Here is a 24,777-nt window from a genome sequence, read left to right as displayed (position 1 = left end):
TCTATAAGAACTCCCCAATGTCAAAATTCCCCAAATCATTTTTCCGCAAGGTGGAAGAACCGGGTTCTGTTTCAGTTGAAAGGCTACTATCCAAAAGCTCGGCTATCTTTCGGGAAGCATCCGCCACAGAATTTTCCAATAGGCTGAATAGTTCGGTTCCCTGTAATTTCTGAACTATGGCTACCGCTGTTTCCTTTTGGGCTGTTTCCAATTTTTCTTTTTGGAGCAATACCCCCACGGAGCTTAGTTCTTCGAAGGTAACCCCTTGGGCAAAACCGTCATCGCCATTGGGTATTCCGTACCTGTTCCAGTCTTCTTCCTCATCTTCCAAATCAGGTATATTGCTGAAAACTTCGTCCAGTTCTTCCTGCGGAATTTGAATGCTGACGTTTTCGTTTTCGTCATATTCAATGTCTAAATTATCAAGGTTTATCTCCACTTCCTCTATTTGGCTTTCATTGGCAGTGTTTGGCACTGAATGGCTTAATTTCGGTTTAGGCTGCCCCATAATATCGGGAAGGTGCGGATTGATTTTTCCCTTTGTCGGCTTTTGCTCCGACCTTTTCTTAATGACAATCTTGTCCTGCAAAAGCAAGGCAATGACTATCAGCAGGCATATTACAATTACAATCTCCATAGCTCCAATTATTAAATGGGTTTATACTTATCGTTATAGCTCTTGGTAATCTGTTCGCCAAATTCCTGAAAGTGATAATCCAACAGGTTATCCAAATAAGCGTAAATACTAATCTTGTCTTCACCAATTACTTGTATAATACGTGTCAGCTTTTCGTGAAACTCTGGTCGGATATAGACCGTTTTCCCATCACGGGCATTGGTTTCCGACTTTTTGAAAAAGATACTTTCGTAATCGGCTTCGGTTGCCTTTTTGGTCCTGCTCTTCTCTTTAACCGCAGGCTTTTCCCTTGTCGGTTCTTCCCGCACACTTACTTTCTGCTCCGGTTCATCGGCGGTTTCTGGCGGAAGCTGTAAGCCCTCTTTTTTTACACCATCTACCATCAGGTTCATCATCAGCTCCTCGTTAATATCGGGCGTTACTTTTTTCTTATTGTCTTTCTCCATAGGACTATAATTGAATGATTTTTAAAAATTCGCTCATAAACTCGTCCAACTGGCAGGCTTTCATCAGCCGCTCATCGGGCGGCATCAGGGTTGAGCGAAATATGGTTTTGCTGTTTACTTCGCTTTCCTTGCGGAAGCGTGTGCTGTTTTTGATTTGGCTTTGCATCAGGCTTAACCCTAACTGTTCGATAAGCTGATTATATATACCGTATAGCGGGGTACTTTCCCTTCCATCCACTTGGTTCCAAAACAGGTTAATGGTTTTTATATCGGTTTCTCCTTTCTTCATAATCACGTCCTGCAAAAGCTGTGTGAAAATGAGCGTACTTTCCATTACCACACGGTCTGCCGTAATGGGCGTAAAAATGTGGTGCATTCCTGCCAGTGCTTTCAGGATGCCGGGTGTGTTCACCGTTCCGGGCAGGTCAAAGAATACCACATCAAGTGGCACTGAAGAGCTGCTTACAAATTCGTGGGCTTCTTCCAGTACGCTGTTTGCCTTGTGCTGTATTATTGGATAGGCTTTTTTGTTGATAGTGGTAAATTGTTTGTACGCCAGCTTTTTCAAAGCCTCGTTTTCCATTATCATTTTCAAATCACGGTCTTTCATTTTCATCAGGCTGTGCTGTGGAAAATCCGCATCGAATACGGCAACATTGTAGCCTAACCGGTAGTGCATTGTACTTGCAACAAGCGTAGTAAAGGTGCTTTTACCTACACCGCCTTTTTGGGATGAAAAGGCGATAAATACTGGTTTTTGTTTTTCGTTCATATTACAACTGTTTTTACTTATTTATATACTCAATTACTTATGTCCGTATCTCCGCAGGCTTCTACCTATATCATCCTGTACATAGGCATATAGGTATGTAATTACTTAGGCAGGTATGCGCTCCATTAGCGATGTACCTGAATACTTCTTTAGGATTGTATGCAGATATGCAGGTTTGCATCTGCATATCTGCCGATATGCGTACCTGCATTTTTACTTGCTCAACTATCTGTTCAGGTATGTCGGCAGGTATTTTTCTATCTCCGTACAATTGCACTTAGCTACTTTTTTAATCAGGTACTTATGTTGTTACCTGCATACTTATCTGCGCCCTTATCTCTGTTTCTATGTACAAAGAAATGCAGATAGATAGGTGCTTATTTCATTGTGGCAGTGTTTGGCGTTCAAAGGCAGTATTTGTCCGGGTATCGCATTGCAATACTCTTAATAAGAGGTAGTTACTTTGTAGAATGATTTTTATTAACGGATTTATGCAAGCATATTTTGACAAATCGGAAAAAATGGGGAACGGCATCGAGCCGTTTTTCCCTGTTACATTCAATCCGTCCCGCAGGGCGGATTTTTGTGTTCAACAGAACACGGCAAGTTGTGTTCTCAGCATCTCAAAAGTATTTTCCGATGCAGAACAACTTGCCCTTGCAGGGGGCTGGAAAACACCTTCCGAAGTCAGGGTTTTGTATAGGTTAAAAATGGATTTATTATGAACGAGAACAACAAAAGACAAGTGAGAAAACCCATTGGTCGTCCACTTAAAACAGACCCAGCGATATTCAGGTATTCGCTTTCTCTTAACGAAGAGGAAAACGCCAAGTTTCTTGCCCTGTTTGACCAGTCGAATATGGATGTAAAGGCACACTTTATCAAATCCCGCATCTTTGACAAGACGATAAAGACCATTCAGATTGACAAAGGAACGGTTGATTTTTATATGCGGCTGACCTCTTTTCACAGCCAGTTCCGCAACGTTGGCGTGAATTACAACCAGATTATTAAGCTGCTTTACAAGAATTTTTCACAGAAAAAAGCATCGGCTTACCTCTTTAAGCTGGAAAAACAGACGGCTGAAATGGCGATGTTATGTAGAAAAATCATTGAACTGACCGAAGAATTTGAAGCAAAATACCTCAAAAACCATTCTAAAAAGTGATAGCAAAAATCGGTAGGAGCGGAAATTTATATGGTGCATTGGCATACAATAACCTGAAAATTGAAAAAGAAAACGGACAAATTCTGTTTGCCAATAAGATGATTGAAACCGCAAGCGGTCAATATACGGTTGCGCAATTAGCCCAATCTTTCGCTCCTTATCTGATAGCCAACCGCAATACCGAGAAACATACGCTGCATATTTCGCTCAATCCCGACCCGAAAGACATCGTAAATGATGATAAATTTCGGGAAATGGCACAGCAGTATATGCGGGAAATGGGTTACGGCGAGCAGCCTTTTATTGTATTCAAGCATACTGATATTGACCGCAGCCACATTCACATCGTATCGGTATGTGTGGACGAGCAGGGCAAAAAGATTTCGGACAAATTTGAGAAAATGCGGTCGATGAATGTATGCCGGGAACTGGAAAAACAATATCATTTAATACCGGCTACGGACAAAGAACGTAACCAGACTGATAAGGTTTTCCGTCCGGTAGATTATCGGGCGGGCGATGTAAAAAGCCAAATAGCTTCGGTCGTTCGCCACCTGCCGAACTACTACCAATACCAAACTTTGGGCGAATACAATGCCCTGCTTTCCCTGTTCAATATTACCACCGAGAAAATAGAGGGCGAATTACAAGGAAAAATGCAGCAGGGCTTATTATATATTCCGTTGAATGAAAAAGGCGAAAGAGCCGGGCATCCGTTCAAGGCTTCCTTGTTTGGCAAGAGCGCAGGGCTTCCGGCTTTGGAATTGCATTTTGCGAAATGCAAAACGGCATTGAAAGACAATCCTACCAAGCAGACCCTAAAATCTGCCGTTACCATAGCCCTGAAAACCACAAGCGATGAACAGGCATTTAAAAAGCAGTTAGGAGAACAGGGCATTAACATAGTAGTGCGCCGGAATGATACAGGACGTATTTACGGTATCACTTTTATTGACCACAATTCCAAAACGGTTTGGAACGGTTCACGTTTAGCAACAGAGCTTTCTGCCAATACCTTTAATGATTACTGGAATAACAACATTAAGCCGGAGATAAAAGAGCCTGATAAGCTAATACCGAAAATAGCAAGGACAAATGATGCAGATCTTCCTGCGGAAGAACCCCACCATTTGTTTGATTTTGTTACTACCGATAAAAATGAAGACGGGTTGGTTGAAGCGTTGGGCGGTTTGCTCATTCCCGAAGCACAGGGCGAGGATTACGAGGAACAGGATTTTGCCAATAGAATGAAAAAGAAAAGGAAGCGCAAACGAGGTCAGTAACAGGTTTTTCTTTGCCTATTATGTAGAAACTTTCAGCCCCAACGCATAGCTCCAATGCAAAATCTTAGGTGCAGTAGGTGTTTTGAATTGATAAATACCGTAGATGTATAATGCGGAAAGTACAAACGCTCCCCAGCTTAGCCCGATACACCATATACTATCTCGTTCTGTCACGCTGAACATACCAGCTACTATTGATTTTATAATGAATGCAGGAACAATGCAGCATAATAAAACACAGATAGCCCACGGTAATATCCATAGCCTCTGGTTCTTTCTCCGTAATCCTATAATAGTTCCTTTCAAAAAATAAACGATGCAGAAGATGAGGTAGGCAAATAATAGGGAGAATGCCCAAATCTTAAAGTTATCAGTTTCTTTGCCCCACAATTTTTGCGACAGCAAAAACCCGGCGTAAAAGAACACGCCGAAAATAGCCGCTATTTTTAAGCCGAAAAGAAAAAACTTTATTATCCCAGACATTAATCCGGTGGCAGCTTGGCTTTCACCTCTTTTCCGAATTTCATATTCTTCTTCAGTTTCTCCGGGATAAGCATCAGGATTATTCCAATTCATAGCATTCCTCTTTTAAATCTTGCTTGTTCCAACAGACGAGAATAGCAAAATGGTTTTCACGAGTATAAATTTAAAAAAAATCATTGGATTACCTGAACGGTATTGAAGGCTTTATAGCCTCTTAATGCCAAACACTGCCATTCACTGCCACATTCTTATAGCCACACAACACAGCTTCTAAATTCACGCCCGAACATTTAAAATTTTACAAAAATGCAGGGAGAAGACGATTTAAGAGGACTTGCCAAGATAATGGCTTTTATGCGGGCAGTAAGCATCATCATAGTGCTGATGCACCTTTATTGGTTCTGCTACGGTTTCTTTATAGAGCGTGGCTGGACATTGGAGTTAATCAATAAAATATTAGGCAACTTTCAGCGAACGGCAGGGCTGTTTTCGCATACCTTATATACCAAAGTCTTCGCTTTGGTTTTGTTGGCTTTGAGCTGTTTGGGAACAAAGGGCGTTAAAGATGAGAAGATAACCTGGTCTAAAATCTATGTGGCTTTAGCAATCGGTATTATCCTGTTCTTTCTGAATTTCCCTTTACTAAAGCTACCGTTATTAATCGCTACATTTCTGTATATCTTAACCACAGGTTTAGGGTATATCGCCTTAATGGTCGCTGGCGTTTGGATGAGCCGTTTGCTTCGCAACAACCTGATGGACGATGTTTTCAACAACGAGAACGAGAGCTTTCAGCAGGAAACCAAGTTGATGGAAAACGAATACTCTGTCAATCTTCCCACGAAGTTTTATTACAAAGGAAAATGGAACAACGGCTGGATTAACATCGTCAATCCATTCAGGGCATCAATTGTGTTAGGCACTCCGGGTTCGGGTAAATCGTATGCGATTGTAAATAACTACATCAAGCAGCAGATAGAGAAAGGTTTCAGTATGTACATATACGATTTCAAGTTTGACGACCTTTCTACCATTGCCTACAATCATTTACTGAAGCACAGGGACAAGTACAAAGTACAGCCAAAATTTTACGTGATAAATTTTGACGACCCACGCAAGAGCCATCGTTGCAATCCACTCAATCCCGATTTTATGACCGACATATCCGATGCTTACGAAGCGGCTTATACCATAATGCTAAACCTCAACCGAAGCTGGATACAGAAGCAGGGCGATTTCTTCGTAGAAAGCCCAATTATCTTATTGGCTGCCATTATTTGGTATCTGAAAATCTACGAGAATGGTAAGTATTGTACGTTCCCACACGCCATTGAATTGCTGAATAAAAAGTATTCGGACGTGTTCACGATTTTAACCTCTTACCCCGATTTGGAAAATTATTTGTCGCCCTTTATGGATGCGTGGCAAGGCGGCGCACAAGACCAGTTACAGGGACAAATTGCATCGGCAAAAATTCCTTTATCAAGAATGATTTCGCCGAGCCTTTATTGGGTGATGACAGGCGATGATTTCACGCTCGACATCAACAATCCGAAAGAGCCGAAAATTTTATGTGTAGGCAATAACCCCGACCGTCAAAATATCTACTCCGCAGCATTGGGCTTATACAATTCAAGAATTGTAAAGCTCATCAACAAAAAAGGACAGCTTAAAAGTTCGGTTATCATAGACGAATTGCCCACCATTTATTTTCGGGGACTGGACAATCTTATCGCAACGGCGAGAAGTAATAAGGTAGCGGTTTGCTTGGGCTTTCAGGATTTTTCGCAATTGACGAGGGATTACGGCGATAAAGAAAGCAAGGTAATACAGAATACCGTAGGCAATATTTTTAGTGGTCAGGTGGTTGGAGAAACGGCAAAGAGCCTATCAGAACGCTTTGGTAAAGTGTTGCAGAAACGCCAAAGTATGACGATTAACCGCAACGATAAATCTACCTCTATCTCCACACAGTTAGACAGCCTTATTCCCGCTTCCAAAATCTCAACTTTAACGCAAGGGATGTTTGTCGGTTCTGTATCAGATAACTTTGATGAACGTATCGAGCAAAAGATTTTTCACGCCGAAATTGTGGTAGATAATGAAAAGGTAGCAGCAGAAAGCAAAGCCTATCAAAAGATACCGCAAATCTTATCTTTTGTAAATGAGCAGGGCGAGGATAAAATGAAGCAGGAAATTGAAAGCAATTACAAACAGATAAAATCTGATATACTGAATATTGTAGTCAGCGAAATGGAGCGTATCAAGAACGACCCGAACTTACAGCATTTGGTGCAGGAACAATAGCCGAATAGTGAAAGTTCTTTAAATGTTTTGGCAACAATCGCAAGAAATGCAAACTACTTCCCTCGTTTTGTAAAGTGTATGCAATGTAAACATTCAATCTTTGCCTTAGTAAATTATTAGAAGTGCGGGGACAGCACTATAATCACTGTCGAAAATAATATGAAAGGTAAAATTGTAATGTTAAGTGCGGCTTCTGTTCTTACACTTGGAGCGGCATTGCACGTAGGACACCAACCACCTGCTGACGGTATTTGCCCTTTGGGAAAAATCATTCACGGCAAACAATCGAGAGTTGCCGAAAGCAACAAAAAGGCGATTGAGTTTAATGCCGCAACTGAAAAACTTGTTGTTAAAAAATGATGAACGCAGTTACAGCAAAGAGTAACAATATAAGGTTGCTCTTTGCTTTTTTTAATTTAATCAGCTTACATATAAAATTATGTTTCACTTACATTTAGCAGGTCTTTTGACCTTTGAATTATTGACGTTGATTGCAGCCGTTTTTTTGAGGATTTACATAGACAGGCATTCGCTTGGAAAATGGTATCGCCATTTCAGTAAAGTCGTTCTTGTGATGCTTCACCTCATCCTTGTTGCAACCATTGTTCACGGCATTATTCATCATTTTCATTCAGGGCATCATACACCGCCACACCACAACGGAATGGAGCAGCACTCAAACCATTAGCCTGTATTTTGATTACCTTTGTAAGCGATGTTTGATATTTCAACGGAACATAAAAAGAAAATCAATGCAGTTATCAACTTCATTCAGCAAAACCCGCAAGAGGAGCTTTCGTTAGCACAACTTGCGGGCATCGCTAATTATTCGCCTTTTCATTTCCAAAAAATATTTAAGCAGGTAACTGGCGAAAGCCCGAAACAGTTTATCATAAAGGTAAGAATGATAAATGTTGCCCATTATTTGCTCACACATACGCACAAATCCATTACCGAAATTGCACTGGATAACGGTTTTGCTTCATCTTCTACATTTGCAAGGAGCTTTAGGAATTTCTTTGGTATTTCGGCAGAGGAATTGCGGAACATTCCGTCAAAAGACCACACGACTATTACAAAGTACCTGAAGCATATAAAAATCAATGGGAACTTTTTCGTAAATGATAATAACGGCAGGGAAAAGGATTTGAGCATTGAAATAAAAAAAGCCCAATCGCTTAAAGTCATTTTTGTAAATGCACCTTTAACAGACATCGGAGAAATTCATAAGAGTTTCAAAAGAGTTATTCAGTTTGCAGAGGCAAGGGATTTACTGACTGTGAACACGCAATTTGTCGGCATTGTCAATCCACACGCAGGCATATATCAGGCAGGAATAACGTTACAGGCACATCAGGAGATACCCAAAGGCATTGATATACTAAACATTGACGGCGGAAAGTTTGCCGTATGTGGCATTACAGGCGATACAAAACAAATATTCCATACTTTTCACAGCTTATACGAATGGCTGCATCAAAGCCCTTACAGGATTAAACAACCTTTTGCATTTGAGATTTTACCGCAAAGCCCGCTGACAAATCCTTACGAAAATATGGAGAGAGCAATCCATATTCCTGTTGAGCCTGTGTAAAAGGCTTTTTAAATTTAAGCATCTGCCATTGTAATATTTTATTGGGGGCTAAATTCATTTTTTTGCACCGAATTATTACCAAATGAACTTATTTGTATATCTTTGCCATAATGTTGCGTAAATATATTGCCATATTGTTTTTAATTGCTGCCCAATTAGTTATTTTGGGGCACGGCATTGTATCGCACCACCACCACGCAGATATTGCCAATGACGGGCATCAGAATGGCAACAATCATCATAACAATAGTAAAGAAACACCTTTAGAGCTTGCCTTTTCGGGTTTTATACACGCTGGCGAACACGTATCTTTTACTAATTCAAGCGAAACCAGAATTGTTATTTCAAAGGATGATGTAAAATCAATCAAGGCTTTACCGATTGATTTCATTCCGCCTGTTGAATATATAGTTGTCTATCAGAAACACACGTTTCCACCTGATGGACACTTTATTTATTTACCACCGCTCCTCGGAGCATACACCCTTCGGGGACCTCCCTCTTTCATCGTTGCTTAACTTTCATTCTCTGAAAGTTAAAATTTGAGTTACGCCCAATCCTACGGGCGAATTATTTCTTTTTTAATATCAAATTTATTTTAACGATGAAAAAATCATTCATTATAGCGGCATTTGCTGCACTTGCGTTTACAGCTTGCAATAACAGCGAAAAATCTTCTTCGGATAATTCAAATTCAGAACAGGAACTAACAGCTCCGGCAGTCAATCAGGACAGCATTGACAAGGCTCACGGTCATTCCCACGACCCTGCGGGTAATCATACACCTGCTGACAGCACAGATAAATCTGCTGCGCAGCCTAAAGTTAATCAGGACAGCATAGACAAAGCTCACGGACACAAGCATTAATCCTTTTGGGGATTACGCTTAATCCGTGTGCATAATTGATTTCACAAACTGTACATCGTGAGATGTGTGTATTCACCTATGCACATCCTCGATGCTATGCTTTCAATTAACAAAAAATCCGGAAATGAAGTATATCAAAATTTTTCTATCAATAGCCCTACTGATATTGGTTTCAGGGGCGGCGTATGCTCACGGAGTAGATGAGGATACCCAGACATTTTTAAGCGGCAATTCGGGAGTAGCTTTCGTTCCTTTTCTGTATATCGGGGCAAAGCATATGCTCACCGGGTATGACCACCTGCTCTTTCTTGTAGGCGTTATCTTTTTTCTGTATCGCCCAAAAGAAGTACTGCTTTATGTGAGTTTTTTTACCATTGGTCACAGTATTACCCTATTGCTGGGTGTATTGGCAGATATGGCAATCAATGCCTATCTGATTGATGCCATTATTGCATTGTCTATCGTGTATAAAGGCTTCGATAATTTAGGAGGCTTTCAAAGGTTTTTAGGACGTCAGCCCAATACCAAAGCGGCAGTCTTAATCTTTGGACTTTTTCACGGGTTTGGTTTAGCCAGTAAGTTACAGGAATTGAGCTTTGACCGAACCGGCTTATTGACCAACCTGCTTGGCTTCAATATCGGTGTAGAGATAGGTCAGTTCATAGCCTTAGCCCTTGTATTGTTTATCATCACTAATTGGAGAAGGTCACCGAGTTTTCTAAAATTCTCAACAGTTACAAATATGTTGCTGATGGCAGCAGGCTTTTTATTATTCGGCTATCAGTTAGTCGGTTATTTTAACTCTTAACAAATATCAAAATGGCAGAAATAGCACATCAAATCTTAGATAAGAAATCCATTGTAAAGCAGGTCATTATTGCTTTGGTTATTGGAGCGGTACTCTTGGTAAGTGCCGTACTCCCGGCTGAATACGGGATAGACCCTTTGGGTATTGGCAAGGCAACAGGCTTTAGCAAGCTGTATGTTGGTGATGCAGGTACGGAAGCGTTGGCTTCGGGACCGCACAAGATACTAAAACTGGAAAATGTTGGCTCTCCGGCAGATGTTGCCAAACCAGCGGCGGCAGATAACCCGCCACCAGCCACTCAACTGGCAGAACGTACAGACGAGGTAAGCGTGGTTATTCCGGCAGGCGAAGGATTGGAATACAAAGTAAATATGTTGAAATACGGTCAGATGAAATATGAATGGATTACCGATAAAGGTGAGCTATACTTTGACTTTCACGGCGAAGTAAAGAACAACAGCAACTACTTTGAAAGCTATACTATTGCCTATTCCAATAATATGGTCGGCTCTTTAGTCGCTCCGTTTGAAGGTCCGCAGGGCTGGTATTTCAAAAACAATTCCAATGAGAACATTACTGTTAAAATCAAAATGAAAGGACAGTATCTTCTTAAACAATAAATATTCTAATAACATTATGATATGTTAAATAACATCATTCATTTTTCAATCAAGAATAAGTTGGTAATAGGATTATTTACCCTGGCATTAATTTGCTGGGGTTCCTATTCGCTTACCAAACTTCCTATTGATGCCACACCTGACATCACGGATAATCAGGTGATGGTCATTACTGTATCGCCTACACTGGCGGCGCAGGAAGTGGAACAGCTCGTAACCTTTCCCGTGGAGCAGACAATGGTCAGCATTCCGGGTATAAAGGATATGCGTTCCTTTTCCCGTTTTGGGCTTTCTATTGTTACCATTGTATTTGAAGAAAAGGTAGACATCTATTGGGGCAGGCAACAGGTACAGGAAAGGCTGACTATTGCAGCTAAAAATATCCCCGAAGGGGTGGGTACGCCTGAAATGGCTCCTGTAACCACCGGTTTGGGCGAAATCTACCAATACGTTATCCATCCCAAAAAAGGCTATGAAGATAAGTACGATGCCACAGAGTTAAGAACCATTCAGGACTGGATTATTAAACGGCAGCTATTAGGTACGCCCGGCGTGGCGGAAGTAAGTGGCTTCGGAGGGTTTGTAAAGCAATACGAAATCGCCATTGAACCTGACAGGCTTGCCAGCCAGAACATTAATATCTCCGATATTTTCACAGCACTGGAAAAAAACAACCAAAATACGGGAGGTGCATATATTGATAAAGGTCCGAATGCTTTCTTTATCCGAAGCGAAGGCTTGGTAAAGAACATTGAGGAAATCAAAAAAATTGTTATAAAAACCGAGGGAGGCGTACCCGTTTTGTTAAGAGATGTAGCCGAAGTTCGTTTTGGCAACGGTCCAAGATACGGAGCAGCCACACGTAACGGTGAGGGCGAAACCGTTACAGGTATCGTTATGATGTTGAAAGGAGCTAACTCATCGGAGGTTATTACCAATGTAAAAGAAAAGATTGCGGAAATTCAGAAAGGTTTACCCGAAGGTGTAGAAATAGAGCCTTTCCTCGACCGTAAAAAATTGGTGGACGGAGCTATTTCAACCGTTTCAACCAACCTTATTGAAGGGGCATTAATTGTAATTTTTGTATTGATACTTTTCTTAGGAAACCTGCGAGGCGGATTGGTAGTGGCTTCTGTAATTCCACTGGCAATGTTGTTTGCAATAGCAATGATGCGGGTTTTTGGAGTTTCAGGAAACCTGATGAGCTTGGGGGCAATTGACTTCGGGATAATCGTTGACGGAACGGTCATTATAGTTGAGGCGGTGTTGCATAGGATTACAGGTAGCAAGGAACGGTACGGTGGCGTGGCTAAACTGACACAAGACCAAATGGACGAAGAAGTTTATCAGTCGTCCCGTAAGATACGTTCCGCAGCAGCATTTGGCGAGATTATTATCTTAATCGTGTACCTGCCTTTATTAGCATTGGTAGGCGTTGAGGGTAAAATGTTTGGACCAATGGCACAAACAGTTTCTTTTGCCATTTTAGGCGCATTCCTGTTATCGTTCACTTACGTTCCGATGATGTCTGCATTGGTGTTGAGTAAAAAGACAACGCACAAAGAAAACTTTTCGGACAGGATGATGAAAGCCATACAGAAAGTTTATACACCTATCATTAATGGTGCGATGAAGCGAAAACTTTTGGTAGTATCGGTTGCAGTGGTATTGTTCATCATCACACTTATCACATTCAACAGAATGGGCGGTGAATTTATCCCGCAGTTGGACGAGGGCGATTTTGCAGTGGAAACAAGGGTTCCCGTGGGAAGCTCCATCACCCAAATGATAGACGTTTCCCAAAAAGCACAAACCATTTTATTGAAGAACTATCCCGAAGTAGAACAGGTAGTAAACAAAATAGGTTCGGGTGAAATTCCGACAGACCCAATGCCTATTGAAGCGGGAGATATGGTTGTTAAGCTAAAGCCTAAAAAAGAATGGACAAGTGCAGGCGACAGAGAAGAACTGATTGAAAAAATGCAACAATCTCTATCTGTAATCCCCAATGCAACATTCAGTTTCCAGCAACCCATACAGATGCGTTTTAACGAATTGCTTACCGGTGCTAAGCAGGATGTGGTTTTAAAAATATACGGTGAAGATTTAGATGTGCTTTCTGACCTTGCTTCAGATGTAGGTCGGAAAATAAGAAATGTTGAGGGTGTAGAAGATTTGTATGTGGAAGAAATTACGGGTTTACCACAAATCAGCATACAGTTTGACCGAGATAAGATAGCCCAATACGGAATGAACGTTGAGGACGTGAACAGTGCCATCGAAACAGGCTTTGCCGGTAAAGCAGCAGGTTTGGTGTACGAGGGAGAAAGACGTTTTGATTTGGTAGTACGATTGGATAATGCTTCAAGAGCAGACATTACAGATGTTCAAAATCTATTTGTAAGTACGCCCACAGGTCAGCAAATCCCTTTAAGCGAGGTGGCGAATATTGCTTACAAACCCGGTCCGGTACAAATACAGCGAGATAATGCGAAAAGACGGATTACACTTGGTTTCAACGTAAGAAACCGAGATGTAAAAAGCATCGTAAACGATATTCAGGATATTGTGAATGCTAAGGTTAAGATGCCATCAGGCTATTATATCACCTATGGCGGGCAATTTAAAAATCTCGAAGAAGCCAACGCAAGGCTGGCAGTAGCTTTGCCTGTCGCACTATTGCTCATCCTATTGCTTTTATACTTTACATTCCGTTCGGTAAAGCAGGGCTTATTAATATTCACAGCTATTCCATTGTCTGCAATAGGCGGTGTATTTGCTCTACTTATCAGGGATATGCCTTTCAGTATTTCTGCAGGTGTAGGTTTTATTGCGTTGTTTGGGGTTGCGGTTCTGAACGGGATTGTATTGATAGCGGAATTTAACCGATTGGCAAAAGACGGTGTAGAAGATATTTACGAAAGGGTGCGTATTGGCACTCGGGTAAGGTTAAGACCTGTATTGATGACAGCCGCCGTAGCCTCTTTAGGCTTTTTACCAATGGCTTTGTCCAGCTCATCAGGTGCAGAAGTACAACGCCCGTTGGCTACGGTAGTTATTGGAGGGCTGATAACGGCAACCGCTTTAACCCTTGTAGTGCTGCCGGTACTGTATATCTACTTCACTAAATCATCTTTCAAAATGCGTAAAAACAAAGCCTTACCTACCGCCATATTGCTATTGGGATTTTTCTGTTTCCCATCTGTAATGCAGGCGCAAGTACCATCCAATTCGGGAACGAGAGTGCTGACCTTGCAGCAATCTATTGACGAGGCGTTAAAAAACAACAACAGCATCAAGATAGCGGAGTATAACATCAATGTCCAGCAGGCTTTAAAAAAAGGAAGCGTTACTATTCCTAAGACAGAAATTTCCTATACGCAGGGCGTAGTGAGTAATCCTACCATTAATGATAATTTAATCAGTGTTACACAGCGTTTTGATTTTCCAACGGTTTACGGCAACCAGTCAAAGCTGGCGCAGGAAAGAATACAAAGCAGCGAAAAATACAAAGCTGTGACCGAAAACGACCTTGTAGAAGACGTGAAGCTGGCTTACCTGCAATACCAGTACATTTTGGAAAAAAGGAAGCTGTTGTTAGAGCAGGACACCATTTTTAGTAAGCTAAGCAAAGCAAGCGACGTGAGATACCGGACAGGAGAAAGTACAAGCCTTGAAAATGCTACTTCATCTGTACAGTACCGGCAAATTCAAAATGAGCTGGAAAAGAACGAAGCCGATATAAAAATTGCCAAGCAGCTTTTACAGACATTGCTCAACACAACCGATGATATCAGTATAGCAGATACCGCATTAGTTCCAAGAGATATATTATTGCCTATGGATAACGCATCTACTGCCAATAATCCCATCATTCAATATCTGCAACAGGAAATCAATGTAAGCCAAAGAGAAATCTCTTTGGAGAGAAGCAAGATGCTACCGGATATTATTTTAGGTTATAACGGTCAAACCTACAAAGGCTTGCAAACAATAAACGGTATAGACAGAACCTATACCGGAAAAGACCGGTTTAATTTTTTCCAGATTGGTGTTGCTATTCCTCTTTTCCCCGGAGGTTATAAATCCAAAATCAATGCGGCTAAAATCAACGAGCAGATTGCACAAAAACAGGTGGAACTGACAACGATGAACCTGAACGGACAATTAAAAGAGCTGGCGCAGGAGTATGTGAAATATCAGAAGTCAATAAACTATTATCAGACACAGGCATTGCCGCAGGCAGACCTGATTATCAACAACTCGGATAAAGGTTTTAGAAGCGGTGATATTTCCTATACACAATATTTGCAAAACCTTACGCTATCCAATAACATCCATTCGGAGTATATAGACAACCTGTATAATTTCAACAGGGTCGTTATTTCCATAGAAGCAATTTCAGGTAAAAATTAATCATTCAAAAAAATTAAAATAATGAATAGGTCATTTAAAAAATATATACCGCTCCTACTGCTATCAGCAATAGTGGTAGTATCCTGTAAGGATAAAAAAGAGCAAGCTGCCGGGGAGCAGACTACCGCAGAAAGCAAGGCGGACACAGCTTCTTCGGTCAGACAAATTACGTTTACTCCTGACCAGTATAAGCTATCAGAGATACAAACAGGTGCTATCGAATTAAGAAACCTAAGTAATATCATCAAGCTGACGGGAGCTATCGAAGCTGACCCTAACAGTATAGCCACAGTGTCAGCACCATTGGGAGGTTATATAAAAACAGCAGGGCTGCTACCGGGGCAAGCTGTAAAAAAAGGACAGCAATTAGCCACCATTGAAAACCCGGAATTTATTACCATTCAGCAGGAATATCTGGAAAGTATCGGCAGGTTGGAATATTTATCGCAGGAATACAAAAGGCAGCAGGAATTGAGAAACGAGGATGTGAATGCAGCAAAGACTTTTCAACAGGTAAGTTCAGATTATAATGTAATGAAAGCCCGTATTGCCGGATTAGAACAGCAAATGGCACTCATTGGCATCAGCAGCGCAAGTTTAAAAAGCAGCAATAAAATTTCCAGAACTGCGGGCATTTATGCACCCATTTCAGGTTATATCAAAAGCAGCAATACCAACATTGGTAAATATGCTGCCCCTACCGATGTGCTGTTTGAGATAACAGGTACAGATGCCCTGCATCTTGCCTTAAATGCCTTTGAAAAAGACTTGGGAAAAATTCAGGTTGGGCAAACGGTTAAGTTTTCATTATCTAATGAGAATGATTACCGCCACACAGCAAAAGTGTACTTGGTAGGTCAGGCAGCCGATGACAAAAAAATGATACCTGTGCTTTGCCGCTTTACCAAAGATGCAAAACTTTTACCGGGAATGTATGTAAAGGCGTGGGTAGAAACAGGAACGGAACAAAAGAGTGCAGTACCGAATGATGCCATTGTTCAGTTGGACGGTTTGGATTACATCATTATTCAAACAGCGGATAGTAAAGACGGCTATACCTTCCAGTTGGTACAAGTTGCCAAAGGTATGGAACAGGAAGGCTATACGGCTATCGAATTGCCTCAAAGTGTTAATCAGCAATCATTAAAGGTAGTTACTAAAAATGCTTATACCATTCTTTCGGCAATTAAAAACGCTGAAGAGGAAGAATAAGACAATGCTATCTACTGTATGAAATCAAGAACAAATAGAAGTCGGAAAACAAGAAAGAGGAAAAAATTTGTACCTCCTCCGAAAAGAAAAGGAGGTACAAATAACAGACCCCTATCTAAAAAGATGAAGTATGGTTTGATTGCCCTTGGGGTAGTATTGTTTATAGCATTGCTCATATTATCGGTAGTTATTTCAAACTTGGGTATATCCAAAGGGCATACCCATTAATATCATAACAATATGAACTATTTACAAACCTTTTTTTCCCGGCAATTTTTTTGGGAAATCATACGCATTATTACAGTGGGTATTGCCAGCCTGTTGTTTTATTTAGAAATTATACCACTTCCCGTCTTGCTGGCAGCTACGGCTTTTGGTTTATACGCATTGCTAAAAACTGCCATTCTCGAATTAATCAGGGAACGGAAAATAGGTACGGAGTTATTTATTTCCATTGCCGTAATCGTATCGGTCGTTGGTAAAGAATATTTAGCGGGTTCTGTGGTGCTGATGATTATCCTGATTGCCGAATACATTGCCAGTGCAAGCGGTGAAAGAGCAAGAGCATCTATAAAGGAACTCATCGGTTCTGTGCCACAGACAGCCATATTGAAAAAGGACGGTAACGAGCAGCCCGTATCTATTGCATCACTGACGGTGGGTGATATTGTGGTGGTAAAGGCTGGCGAAAAAATACCCGTTGACGGTAAGATAGTGGCGGGTTCGGGGTCTGTAAACCAAGCCCCCATAACAGGAGAAAGCGTACCCGTAGAAAAAAATTCCGGTACAGAAGTATTTGCAGGTACAATACTGGAGTTAGGGGCTTTGGACGTAGAAATGACCAAAGCGGGAAAAGATACGGTGTTTTCACGCATTATCGCTTTGGTAGAAGAAGCAGAAAGCAGTAAAGCCCCTATTGAAAAATTAACGGATAAGGTAGCGGCGTGGCTGATACCCGTTGTTTTCGTTTTTGTATTGGGTGTTTACCTACTAACTAAAGATGTAAAGCTCGTGATAGCCCTGCTTATTTTCACTTCGCCTGCCGAATTAGGCTTAGCTACGCCTTTAGTAACCATTTCTGCCATAGCAAGAGCCGCAAGAGAAGGAATACTTGTAAAAGGCGGTAAGTTTTTGGAAGAATTGGCGAAGATAAAAACCATTGTTTTTGACAAAACAGGCACATTGACCATAGGTAAGCCTACCGTAAACAGAGTTGAAATACTCGATGACAGCTTTACTGAAAAAGAATTGGTGCAATTAGCGGCATCAGCGGAAAACCGTTCCAGCCACCCCCTTGCCAATGCTATACTGATGTATGCGGACAATATGGGTGCTTCGTTATCAGAGCCTACGGATTTTGAGGTATTCAAAGGGAAAGGTATCAGTGCTACCATCAACAATAAAAAAGTGCTGATAGGTAACAAAACGCTGATGGACGACCATACTATTTCCGTAACCGTCAATAGCGAAAACCTCACCGATACGGCTATCTATATGGCGGTGGATGGCAATGCGGCATCTGTGTTTTATGTGTCAGATGCGATACGTCCGGGAGCAAAGGAAATGATTGAGGAATTGAAAAGAAGCGGTGTAGAAAACATCATTATGCTCACAGGCGACAATCCACAGACGGCAGCACACGTATCAGGACAATTAGGTATTACATCATTCAGGGCAGATATGCTGCCTGAAGACAAAATCAAGGCGATACAGGAACTACAATCCAAAGGCGAAAAAGTAGCAATGGTTGGTGACGGCATTAACGATGCACCTGCTTTGGTACAGGCGAATGTAGGTATTTCTATGGGCATAGTGGGTACACAAGCTGCAATGGAAGCGGCTGATATTGTATTGGTGGAAGATAAGCTGGAAAAAATAGCCCGTTCCAAAGCCATCAGTAAAAAAGCATTCAGGACAATTAAGGAAAATATCATCGGCGGTGTGGGTGTGGTACACGTTGTAGGTATCACATTGGTGTTAACGGGAGTTTTAGGACCGGTGCAGGCAGCCATCATCCACCTGTTACCTGATACGCTGGTGTTTCTTAATTCAATCAAATTACTTAGGGTAAAAATTTAATTCTTAATTATTCACTTTTTAAAAATCAAAAAAAATGAGAAAAATCAAATCAATCGGAATGGCTTTAGTGGTTGCTATTGCAACTTTAGCAATTAGCCCTGCAATGGCTCAAAGCGGACACGGTGCAGCTCCACACGGGGGTAAAATGGTAGATATTGACAACTACCATATCGAAATGGTAAAAGCCAACAATGCGCTTACTTTTTATGTGCTGGATGCCAATGCTAAAACGTTAACCAAAACGGCTACCGGCTCGGTAGAATTTGCTTTTGAAAATGGCAGTAAATCAACAGCTAATCTTATCGCAGGTAAAAATGGAGCATTGACAGTGGCATTGCCTAAAAATGGCATCCATACGAATTGCACCGTTACGATTACCTATGAGGGCAAAAAGTTGGTTGGAAAATTTAAAAATGAGGTTTCTGCTGCTGACAAAGCACACGGACATCAACACTAATTTTTCATCTAAAATTGGCGGTGAAATAATAAGGCTTTGTGGAATAAGACTTCCGCAAGGCTTTATTTCCATAACAAATCAACATAAACTATTAATAGGCTTCATACCCGACTAAAAAACGACCAAAGAAAAATAACTAAATGTCCTTATTCGTACTGCAAAATATTATCCACTACGCTTTGCACCTTCTCTTTCCGGGATTGGTTGCCTTCGTGTTTTTCAGAAAGGAATGGAAGATGGTCTGGATAATTTTGTTAGCAACAATGCTTGTTGATATAGACCACCTGTTTGCAGAACCGATATTCGACCCGAACAGATGCAGCGTTGGCTTTCACTACCTGCATTCGTATTATGCAATAGCAGTGTATTTCTTGCTCTTGCTGTTCGGCAACAAAATAGTCAGGATTGTTGCGCTGGGCTTATTGTTACATATGGCAACCGATTTTCAGGATTGTCTTTGGTAGATACCCGTTGAGTTTACAGGAAAATCCAAAACATTTTTAACCATATCGTAGCTAAAATTGAAAGATAAAAGAAACATAAAATTTGCAGGACTTTTTCTGTTGCTGTTATACCTGTTCGGCAACAGCCCTGCACTTATGTTTCACCACCACGATGAAATTATTGCATTTGAAAAAGCAACCAAATGTGAAAAAACTGTTTACTATTCAGATGGCAGCAATAGTTTCTGCGAACATAAAGCCCACCTTAGCAAAGTATTAAAGAAGTGTTTTCTTTGTGACAATCATTGTGTATCTGTTCATCTTTTTACCGCTATACAGTTTGTTTGCATTAATGTTGAACATCGTTCGGAATATACATTATATAAGGCAAATTTTTACGAAGCCACACTTCCTGAAACCCAAAACAGAGGTCCGCCAATAATTTGATTTTTTATAGAGGTAAGCAGCCGGAGCGTCTGTTTATCCAGCTCAAATTATAAGAATTAAAAAATCAGATTTATGAATTTAAAAAGCGTATTGCTATTGGTTGCCTTTGTTTCAGCAACCTTAAACATATTTGCACAAAACAGAATTTCCGGTACAGTAAAAGACCAGGAAAATAATAAAAATTTAGCCGGGGTATCAGTCTATATTGCTGATTTAAAAGCCGGAACCACAACGGATGTAAACGGTAATTATGAAATCAAAAACCTGAAACGGGGAACATATCTTTTAGAGATAAGTTTTACAGGTTATGAACCAATAATCGAGAAAATAACGATAGCACAAGATACGGTTATGGACTTTGTATTAAGTCCTGCCATTACGGAGCTGAACGAGTTAATCATCACAGGTGTAACCCGCTCGACAGAACTAAGATTAAGCCCTGTTATTGTCAAAGCGGTTGACGGCAACACCTTAAAACAAAACAGTGCTACCAACCTGATTGACGGTTTGAGAAACATACCGGGCGTAAACCAGATAACAACGGGTACGGGAATTTCAAAACCTACCATAAGAGGATTGGGATACAACAGGGTGATTACATTGAATAACGGTATTCGTCAAGAAGGGCAGCAATGGGGAGATGAACACGGTATTGAAATAGATGAGAATGCGGTGGACAGAGTGGAAGTAGTGAAAGGTCCCGGCAGCCTGATGTACGGCTCGGACGGTATTGCCGGAGTGCTTAACTTTCTTGCTCCTAAAGCCTTGCCAATAGGTGAGATAAAAACGCAGGTTTCTACGAATTACCAAAGCAATAATAACCTGATAGGCTACTCCCTTTCCAATGCAGGCAATAAGGATGGTTTACAATGGTTGGGCAGGTTTAGTAATAAATTTGCGGGCAACTATCAAAATGCCTACGATGGGAAAGTCTTCAATTCGGGTTTTAAGGAACTTAACGGCAGCTTGTTCTTGGGAATAAACAAAAGGTGGGGACACTCGCACCTCACCGTCAGCTCTTATAACAACACGCTTAATCTTGTAGAGGGCGAAAGGGACGAGTTAGGAAGATTTATCTATGAAAATGCCAATGGCGATGAAGTAGTTGCAAGCGGAAATGATTATAAAGGGTATAAGGTCGGTTTTCCACATCAGACCATCAACCATTTGGGCGTTTCTTCCAACAATTATTTCATATTGAATAAAGGTACAATTAATGCCGATTTCGGTTTTCAGAACAATAAACGAAGAGAGTATGAAAACCCCGCCGCTCCCAATGAACCGGCATTGTTCTTTGATTTGAACACACTTAATTATAATGTGCGGTATAATTTTGAAAAATCAAGAGGCTGGGAAACTTCGGTTGGTATCGGTGGTATGTGGCAATCCAACACCAACAGAGGGGAAGAATTTTTGATACCTGCCTATAATCTGTTTGATGCCGGAGCATTTCTTTTTACACAGAAAACTTTTGGCAAACTCACTTTAGCCGGAGGACTTAGATTTGACAACAGGTCTATGAACTCAAAAGAACTCTATCTTAATGAAGACGAAGAGCCTGTGCAAAGTACAGACCCCGATGCGGAATTAAAGTTCAGTGCCTTTAATAAAAACTACAATGGCGTTTCCGGTAGCTTAGGATTGTCTTATCAAGTCGATAAAAATTCTACGTTAAAATTCAATGTATCGAGAGGTTTCAGAGCGCCGAACAGTACGGAACTGTCAGCGAACGGAAGACACGAGGGAACGTTTCGTTATCTGTTCGGAACACCTGATTTAAAATCAGAAATCAGTCACCAGATAGATGTTGCCTATTTTCTGAACTCCAAACACATTACGTTGGAGCTTACGCCATTTGTAAACTTCATTCAAAATTATATCTATCTCGAAAAACTTGTTGCGGAAGACGGAACGGAAATTATTCCCGACCCTGTTGATGGTGCGCCAGCCTTTCAATATACAGCGGGCAACGCTACCTTAGTTGGTGGCGAAATTTATTTGGACATACACCCGCAACCGATAGAATGGCTGCATTTGGAAAACTCATTTTCGTATGTACAGGCTACCCAAAGCAGCCAACCCGAAAGCTCGAAATACTTGCCGTTTATCCCAGCCCCGAGATACAGGGGCGAAATCAAAGCCGAATTAAGGAATGTAAATAGAACGTTTTCCAACGCTTACATCAAATTTGGGATTAACCACTTCTTTCAGCAGGATAAGTTTTTCAGTGCTTACGGAACAGAAACAGCAACACCCGCATACACTTTATTGAGTGCAGGTATCGGAACAAATATTAAGGCGTTCAACCGGAGCGACTTTATGTCTTTGTTCATTAGTGGAGAAAATCTTGCTGATGTGGCTTATCAAAGTCATTTAAGCAGACTGAAATATGCTCCTGAAAATCCGGCAACGGGAAGAATGGGCGTTTTCAATATGGGACGTAATATCAGTGTGAAACTGATAATGAATTTTTAAGAAACCATAACGAAGCGGATAGAAAAAAGCACCGTCTGACGGCGGTGCTTATCCGCTTAATAAGAATAATTTAAAAATGTAAAATGGAATTACAATTATTAAAAAAAGCGTTTACAGAACCATTTAAAACATTACGGAACTCGACTTTCGCAAGGCTTTATTTTGCCCAAATCGCAAGTTTGTTCGGGGATGCCTTTACGTGGTTAGGATTGGCATTGCTTACCTATGAAATCAGCCCCGATAATGCGGCAGCTATATTGGCATCGGCTCTCACTTTGCGGGTAACGGCGTATATCATTTTTTCGCCCTTTGCAGGCGTAGTGTCTGAAAAATTAAAGCGAAAAAACATATTGCTGATAACGCAACTGGCAAGAATGGCAATTGTGTGTATGCTGCCGTTTGTAAATGCCGAGTGGCAGGTGTATGGGTTGATATTTGCATTGAACGTATTCGCTGCATTCTTCACGCCAACATACAGGGCTATTATCCCACAGATAGTAGACAAAGAAATATACAGGGAAGCCAACGGCTTATCAATGGCAACTTTTCAGTTGTTAAGCGTATTTGGTCCTGCATTGGCGGGGATATTTGCGGTATGGTTAGGAGCCAAGCAGATTTTCTTTGTCAATGGAGCAACATTATTCATTGCCATACTACTGATATTGACTATACCGGTGGCAGCACTGCAAAAAGGAGTGAATACCGATAGTACACCGCCCGGCAATACGTGGAGCGAAGTAATAAAAGGTATTCGCTTATTGTTTGGAAACAAGATTTTAAGGTTCTCTTTAAGTATTGAATTTATATCTGCTATTGCCGGAGCTATGGTATTGGTAAATACCGTTGGTTTGGTAAAAACATCTTTAGCTTTAGATGATAAGCATTACGGCTGGATAATGGCAATTTTCGGAGTAGGCGCAGCTATCACGGCTTTTCTGTTAGGCAGCCTTGATAAAACCAAAACACGGAGCATATCGCTGATAAGCGGGGCTGTCCTGATAGGTTTAGCTATCAGCTTTGCCAATTTTGTTCCGTACAACGGCTTGCTGTTCTTATGGGTTTTGGCAGGTATAGGTCAAACGCTTGCCGATATGCCGTCAGAAACATTAATAGGCGAAAACATTGCATCAGAAAATCAAGGTAAGGTGTACGGTTCTCACTTTGCGTTTTCTCATTTGTGGTGGGCAATAGCATACCCGATAGCAGGTTTTTTAGGCACACGGTTTCCCGAAAAAGAGTTCTTGTATGGAGGTATGCTTACGTTGGCTTTGGCGGTAATTGCTGTTTTAACCTTTAAATCATCGAAAGGAAATCGTAAAAAGGCACTTTGACCGATTAGCTAACCCTATGTAATGACATCAACTAATTCAATGTAGGTGTCCAATAGAAATTTCAAAATAAACAGGATGGATAAATTTTATAACGAAACGTTGAATAATCTGGAAGCCGCAATCAAAGAATTAGAAACTGAAACGGATTGCTCCATACAACAGATTGAAGTGATAATAAAACTTATCATCAAATGCCTGTCTAATGTGAAAGAATATGTATTGAACAGAGGATTTAAAAATGTAGAGGAAGAAATTCGTTTTTTCAAGCATCAAAAGCCCGCTATTGTTTCAAAGCTCATCTATTATAACGCTATCTATAAAATCGAAACAAAGAAACCTTATGGCGGTAAGGCAGTGAAGAAATACTATAATGATGAATTGGAAAAACTCAAAAGATATTTTGACAATAACCTCGAATTTTATAAATATTACAGAACCAATAATACTTTTATAGATGATAAGCTATTTGTACGGGGAAAGTATGACATTAAACTAAGTCTGGACACCTATTATTTTGAAGCGGACCATAATTTTTCCACTTCCCACGATTATAAGGCTGCAAAAATCATCGCCAATGACCTGATACAAGTATATCTTGAAGACCAGCTTCACAGCCCGATACATAAAAGCAAATCAATAGAATTACCTAACTTAAATTGGCGAGGCAGTAAAACTGCATTGACAGAATTGATATATGCCCTTCACGCTCAGGGTGTATTTGACAATACGGATATTAAAGTAATCGCCAAAACATTTGAAAGCATCTTTAATGTTGATTTAGGCGACTTTTACCATACATTTATGGAGCTGAAAGCCCGAAAAATAAACCGGACGAAGTTTCTTGACAGCCTGCGTGATGCGCTGATAAAACGGATGGATGAGCTGGAAGAAGATGAATATTAGAAATTGATAAAAAAGGAACGGGGACTTG

23 protein-coding genes are annotated in these 24,777 nt (G+C 40.8%); 19 read left to right on the top strand and 4 right to left on the bottom strand.

Features of this window, described 5'->3' with window-relative positions; genetic code table 11:
* Position 1 precedes the first annotated feature (1 nt).
* From BUB03_RS02955 to BUB03_RS02945, 3 genes are read right to left on the bottom strand one after another with little or no spacing between them, the layout of a single operon-like run.
* On the bottom strand, positions 2-637 hold the full coding sequence (locus tag BUB03_RS02955; protein ID WP_002996027.1) for a hypothetical protein: 636 nt from the start codon (positions 635-637) through the stop codon (positions 2-4).
* Between the two features lie 11 nt (positions 638-648).
* Positions 649-1,083: a DUF3408 domain-containing protein gene (locus BUB03_RS02950; RefSeq protein WP_002996029.1), complete on the bottom strand. Its 435-nt coding sequence runs from the start codon at positions 1,081-1,083 to the stop codon at positions 649-651.
* 4 nt (positions 1,084-1,087) lie between these two features.
* The gene (locus BUB03_RS02945; RefSeq protein ID WP_024567747.1) at positions 1,088-1,855 is read right to left on the bottom strand and encodes a ParA family protein; all 768 of its coding nucleotides are present in this window, start codon (positions 1,853-1,855) and stop codon (positions 1,088-1,090) included.
* Between the two features lie 721 nt (positions 1,856-2,576).
* Here BUB03_RS02945 and mobA point away from each other — a divergent pair.
* Positions 2,577-3,023 carry a conjugal transfer protein MobA gene (gene mobA / locus BUB03_RS02935; protein ID WP_002996037.1) on the top strand — a complete coding sequence of 149 codons (447 nt, stop codon included), beginning with the start codon at positions 2,577-2,579 and terminating at the stop codon, positions 3,021-3,023.
* Entirely contained in the window at positions 3,020-4,306 is a 1,287-nt protein-coding gene (gene mobB, locus BUB03_RS02930) for a conjugal transfer protein MobB (RefSeq protein WP_024567746.1), read from the top strand. The genes mobA and mobB overlap by 4 nt, the downstream gene beginning before the upstream one ends.
* A gap of 18 nt (positions 4,307-4,324) precedes the next feature.
* Here mobB and BUB03_RS02925 read toward each other — a convergent pair whose 3' ends face one another.
* Positions 4,325-4,882 carry a hypothetical protein gene (locus BUB03_RS02925; RefSeq protein WP_024567745.1) on the bottom strand — a complete coding sequence of 186 codons (558 nt, stop codon included), beginning with the start codon at positions 4,880-4,882 and terminating at the stop codon, positions 4,325-4,327.
* A gap of 213 nt (positions 4,883-5,095) precedes the next feature.
* Here BUB03_RS02925 and mobC point away from each other — a divergent pair, with 213 nt between their 5' ends.
* From mobC to BUB03_RS02845, 17 genes are all read left to right on the top strand, one after another.
* On the top strand, positions 5,096-7,096 hold the full coding sequence (gene mobC / locus BUB03_RS02920) for a conjugal transfer protein MobC (RefSeq protein ID WP_024567744.1): 2,001 nt from the start codon (positions 5,096-5,098) through the stop codon (positions 7,094-7,096).
* A 159-nt stretch (positions 7,097-7,255) separates the two neighbouring features.
* Positions 7,256-7,456 (top strand): hypothetical protein, encoded by a 201-nt coding sequence (locus BUB03_RS02915; RefSeq protein WP_024567743.1) that lies wholly within the window; start codon positions 7,256-7,258, stop codon positions 7,454-7,456.
* Positions 7,457-7,535: 79 nt separating this feature from the next.
* Positions 7,536-7,784, top strand: a complete 249-nt coding sequence (locus BUB03_RS21635; RefSeq protein ID WP_133147453.1) for a hypothetical protein — start codon at positions 7,536-7,538, stop codon at positions 7,782-7,784.
* A 27-nt stretch (positions 7,785-7,811) separates the two neighbouring features.
* A complete protein-coding gene (locus tag BUB03_RS02910) occupies positions 7,812-8,690 on the top strand; it encodes a helix-turn-helix domain-containing protein (RefSeq protein ID WP_024567742.1) in 879 nt (292 codons plus the stop codon).
* Between the two features lie 110 nt (positions 8,691-8,800).
* Positions 8,801-9,208, top strand: coding sequence for a hypothetical protein (locus BUB03_RS02905; RefSeq protein WP_024567741.1), 408 nt, complete (start codon positions 8,801-8,803; stop codon positions 9,206-9,208).
* An 86-nt stretch (positions 9,209-9,294) separates the two neighbouring features.
* Positions 9,295-9,558 carry a hypothetical protein gene (locus tag BUB03_RS02900; RefSeq protein WP_024567740.1) on the top strand — a complete coding sequence of 88 codons (264 nt, stop codon included), beginning with the start codon at positions 9,295-9,297 and terminating at the stop codon, positions 9,556-9,558.
* 124 nt (positions 9,559-9,682) lie between these two features.
* Positions 9,683-10,366: a HupE/UreJ family protein gene (locus BUB03_RS02895; RefSeq protein ID WP_024567739.1), complete on the top strand. Its 684-nt coding sequence runs from the start codon at positions 9,683-9,685 to the stop codon at positions 10,364-10,366.
* A gap of 11 nt (positions 10,367-10,377) precedes the next feature.
* A complete protein-coding gene (locus BUB03_RS02890) occupies positions 10,378-10,986 on the top strand; it encodes a hypothetical protein (protein WP_024567738.1) in 609 nt (202 codons plus the stop codon).
* 21 nt (positions 10,987-11,007) lie between these two features.
* Entirely contained in the window at positions 11,008-15,402 is a 4,395-nt protein-coding gene (locus BUB03_RS02885; RefSeq protein WP_024567737.1) for a CusA/CzcA family heavy metal efflux RND transporter, read from the top strand.
* Positions 15,403-15,423: 21 nt separating this feature from the next.
* Complete coding sequence (locus BUB03_RS02880) at positions 15,424-16,614, top strand: efflux RND transporter periplasmic adaptor subunit (protein ID WP_024567736.1); 1,191 nt, start codon at positions 15,424-15,426, stop codon at positions 16,612-16,614.
* Between the two features lie 354 nt (positions 16,615-16,968).
* The gene (locus BUB03_RS02875; RefSeq protein WP_228417746.1) at positions 16,969-18,693 is read left to right on the top strand and encodes a heavy metal translocating P-type ATPase; all 1,725 of its coding nucleotides are present in this window, start codon (positions 16,969-16,971) and stop codon (positions 18,691-18,693) included.
* Positions 18,694-18,751: 58 nt separating this feature from the next.
* Positions 18,752-19,150, top strand: a complete 399-nt coding sequence (locus BUB03_RS02870) for a hypothetical protein (protein WP_139258751.1) — start codon at positions 18,752-18,754, stop codon at positions 19,148-19,150.
* 140 nt (positions 19,151-19,290) lie between these two features.
* Positions 19,291-19,614, top strand: coding sequence for a DUF6122 family protein (locus BUB03_RS22025; RefSeq protein ID WP_024567733.1), 324 nt, complete (start codon positions 19,291-19,293; stop codon positions 19,612-19,614).
* Between the two features lie 57 nt (positions 19,615-19,671).
* The gene (locus BUB03_RS22020) at positions 19,672-20,040 is read left to right on the top strand and encodes a hypothetical protein (protein WP_024567732.1); all 369 of its coding nucleotides are present in this window, start codon (positions 19,672-19,674) and stop codon (positions 20,038-20,040) included.
* 72 nt (positions 20,041-20,112) lie between these two features.
* Positions 20,113-22,515: a TonB-dependent receptor gene (locus tag BUB03_RS02855; protein ID WP_024567731.1), complete on the top strand. Its 2,403-nt coding sequence runs from the start codon at positions 20,113-20,115 to the stop codon at positions 22,513-22,515.
* A gap of 83 nt (positions 22,516-22,598) precedes the next feature.
* Complete coding sequence (locus BUB03_RS02850; protein WP_024567730.1) at positions 22,599-23,846, top strand: MFS transporter; 1,248 nt, start codon at positions 22,599-22,601, stop codon at positions 23,844-23,846.
* Between the two features lie 75 nt (positions 23,847-23,921).
* The gene (locus tag BUB03_RS02845; RefSeq protein ID WP_024567729.1) at positions 23,922-24,749 is read left to right on the top strand and encodes an RteC domain-containing protein; all 828 of its coding nucleotides are present in this window, start codon (positions 23,922-23,924) and stop codon (positions 24,747-24,749) included.
* Positions 24,750-24,777: the final 28 nt, after the last annotated feature.

This window comes from Chryseobacterium oranimense, assembly GCF_900129755.1.
Classification (GTDB): domain Bacteria; phylum Bacteroidota; class Bacteroidia; order Flavobacteriales; family Weeksellaceae; genus Chryseobacterium; species Chryseobacterium oranimense.
This window is presented reverse-complemented; position numbering and strand designations above follow the sequence as displayed.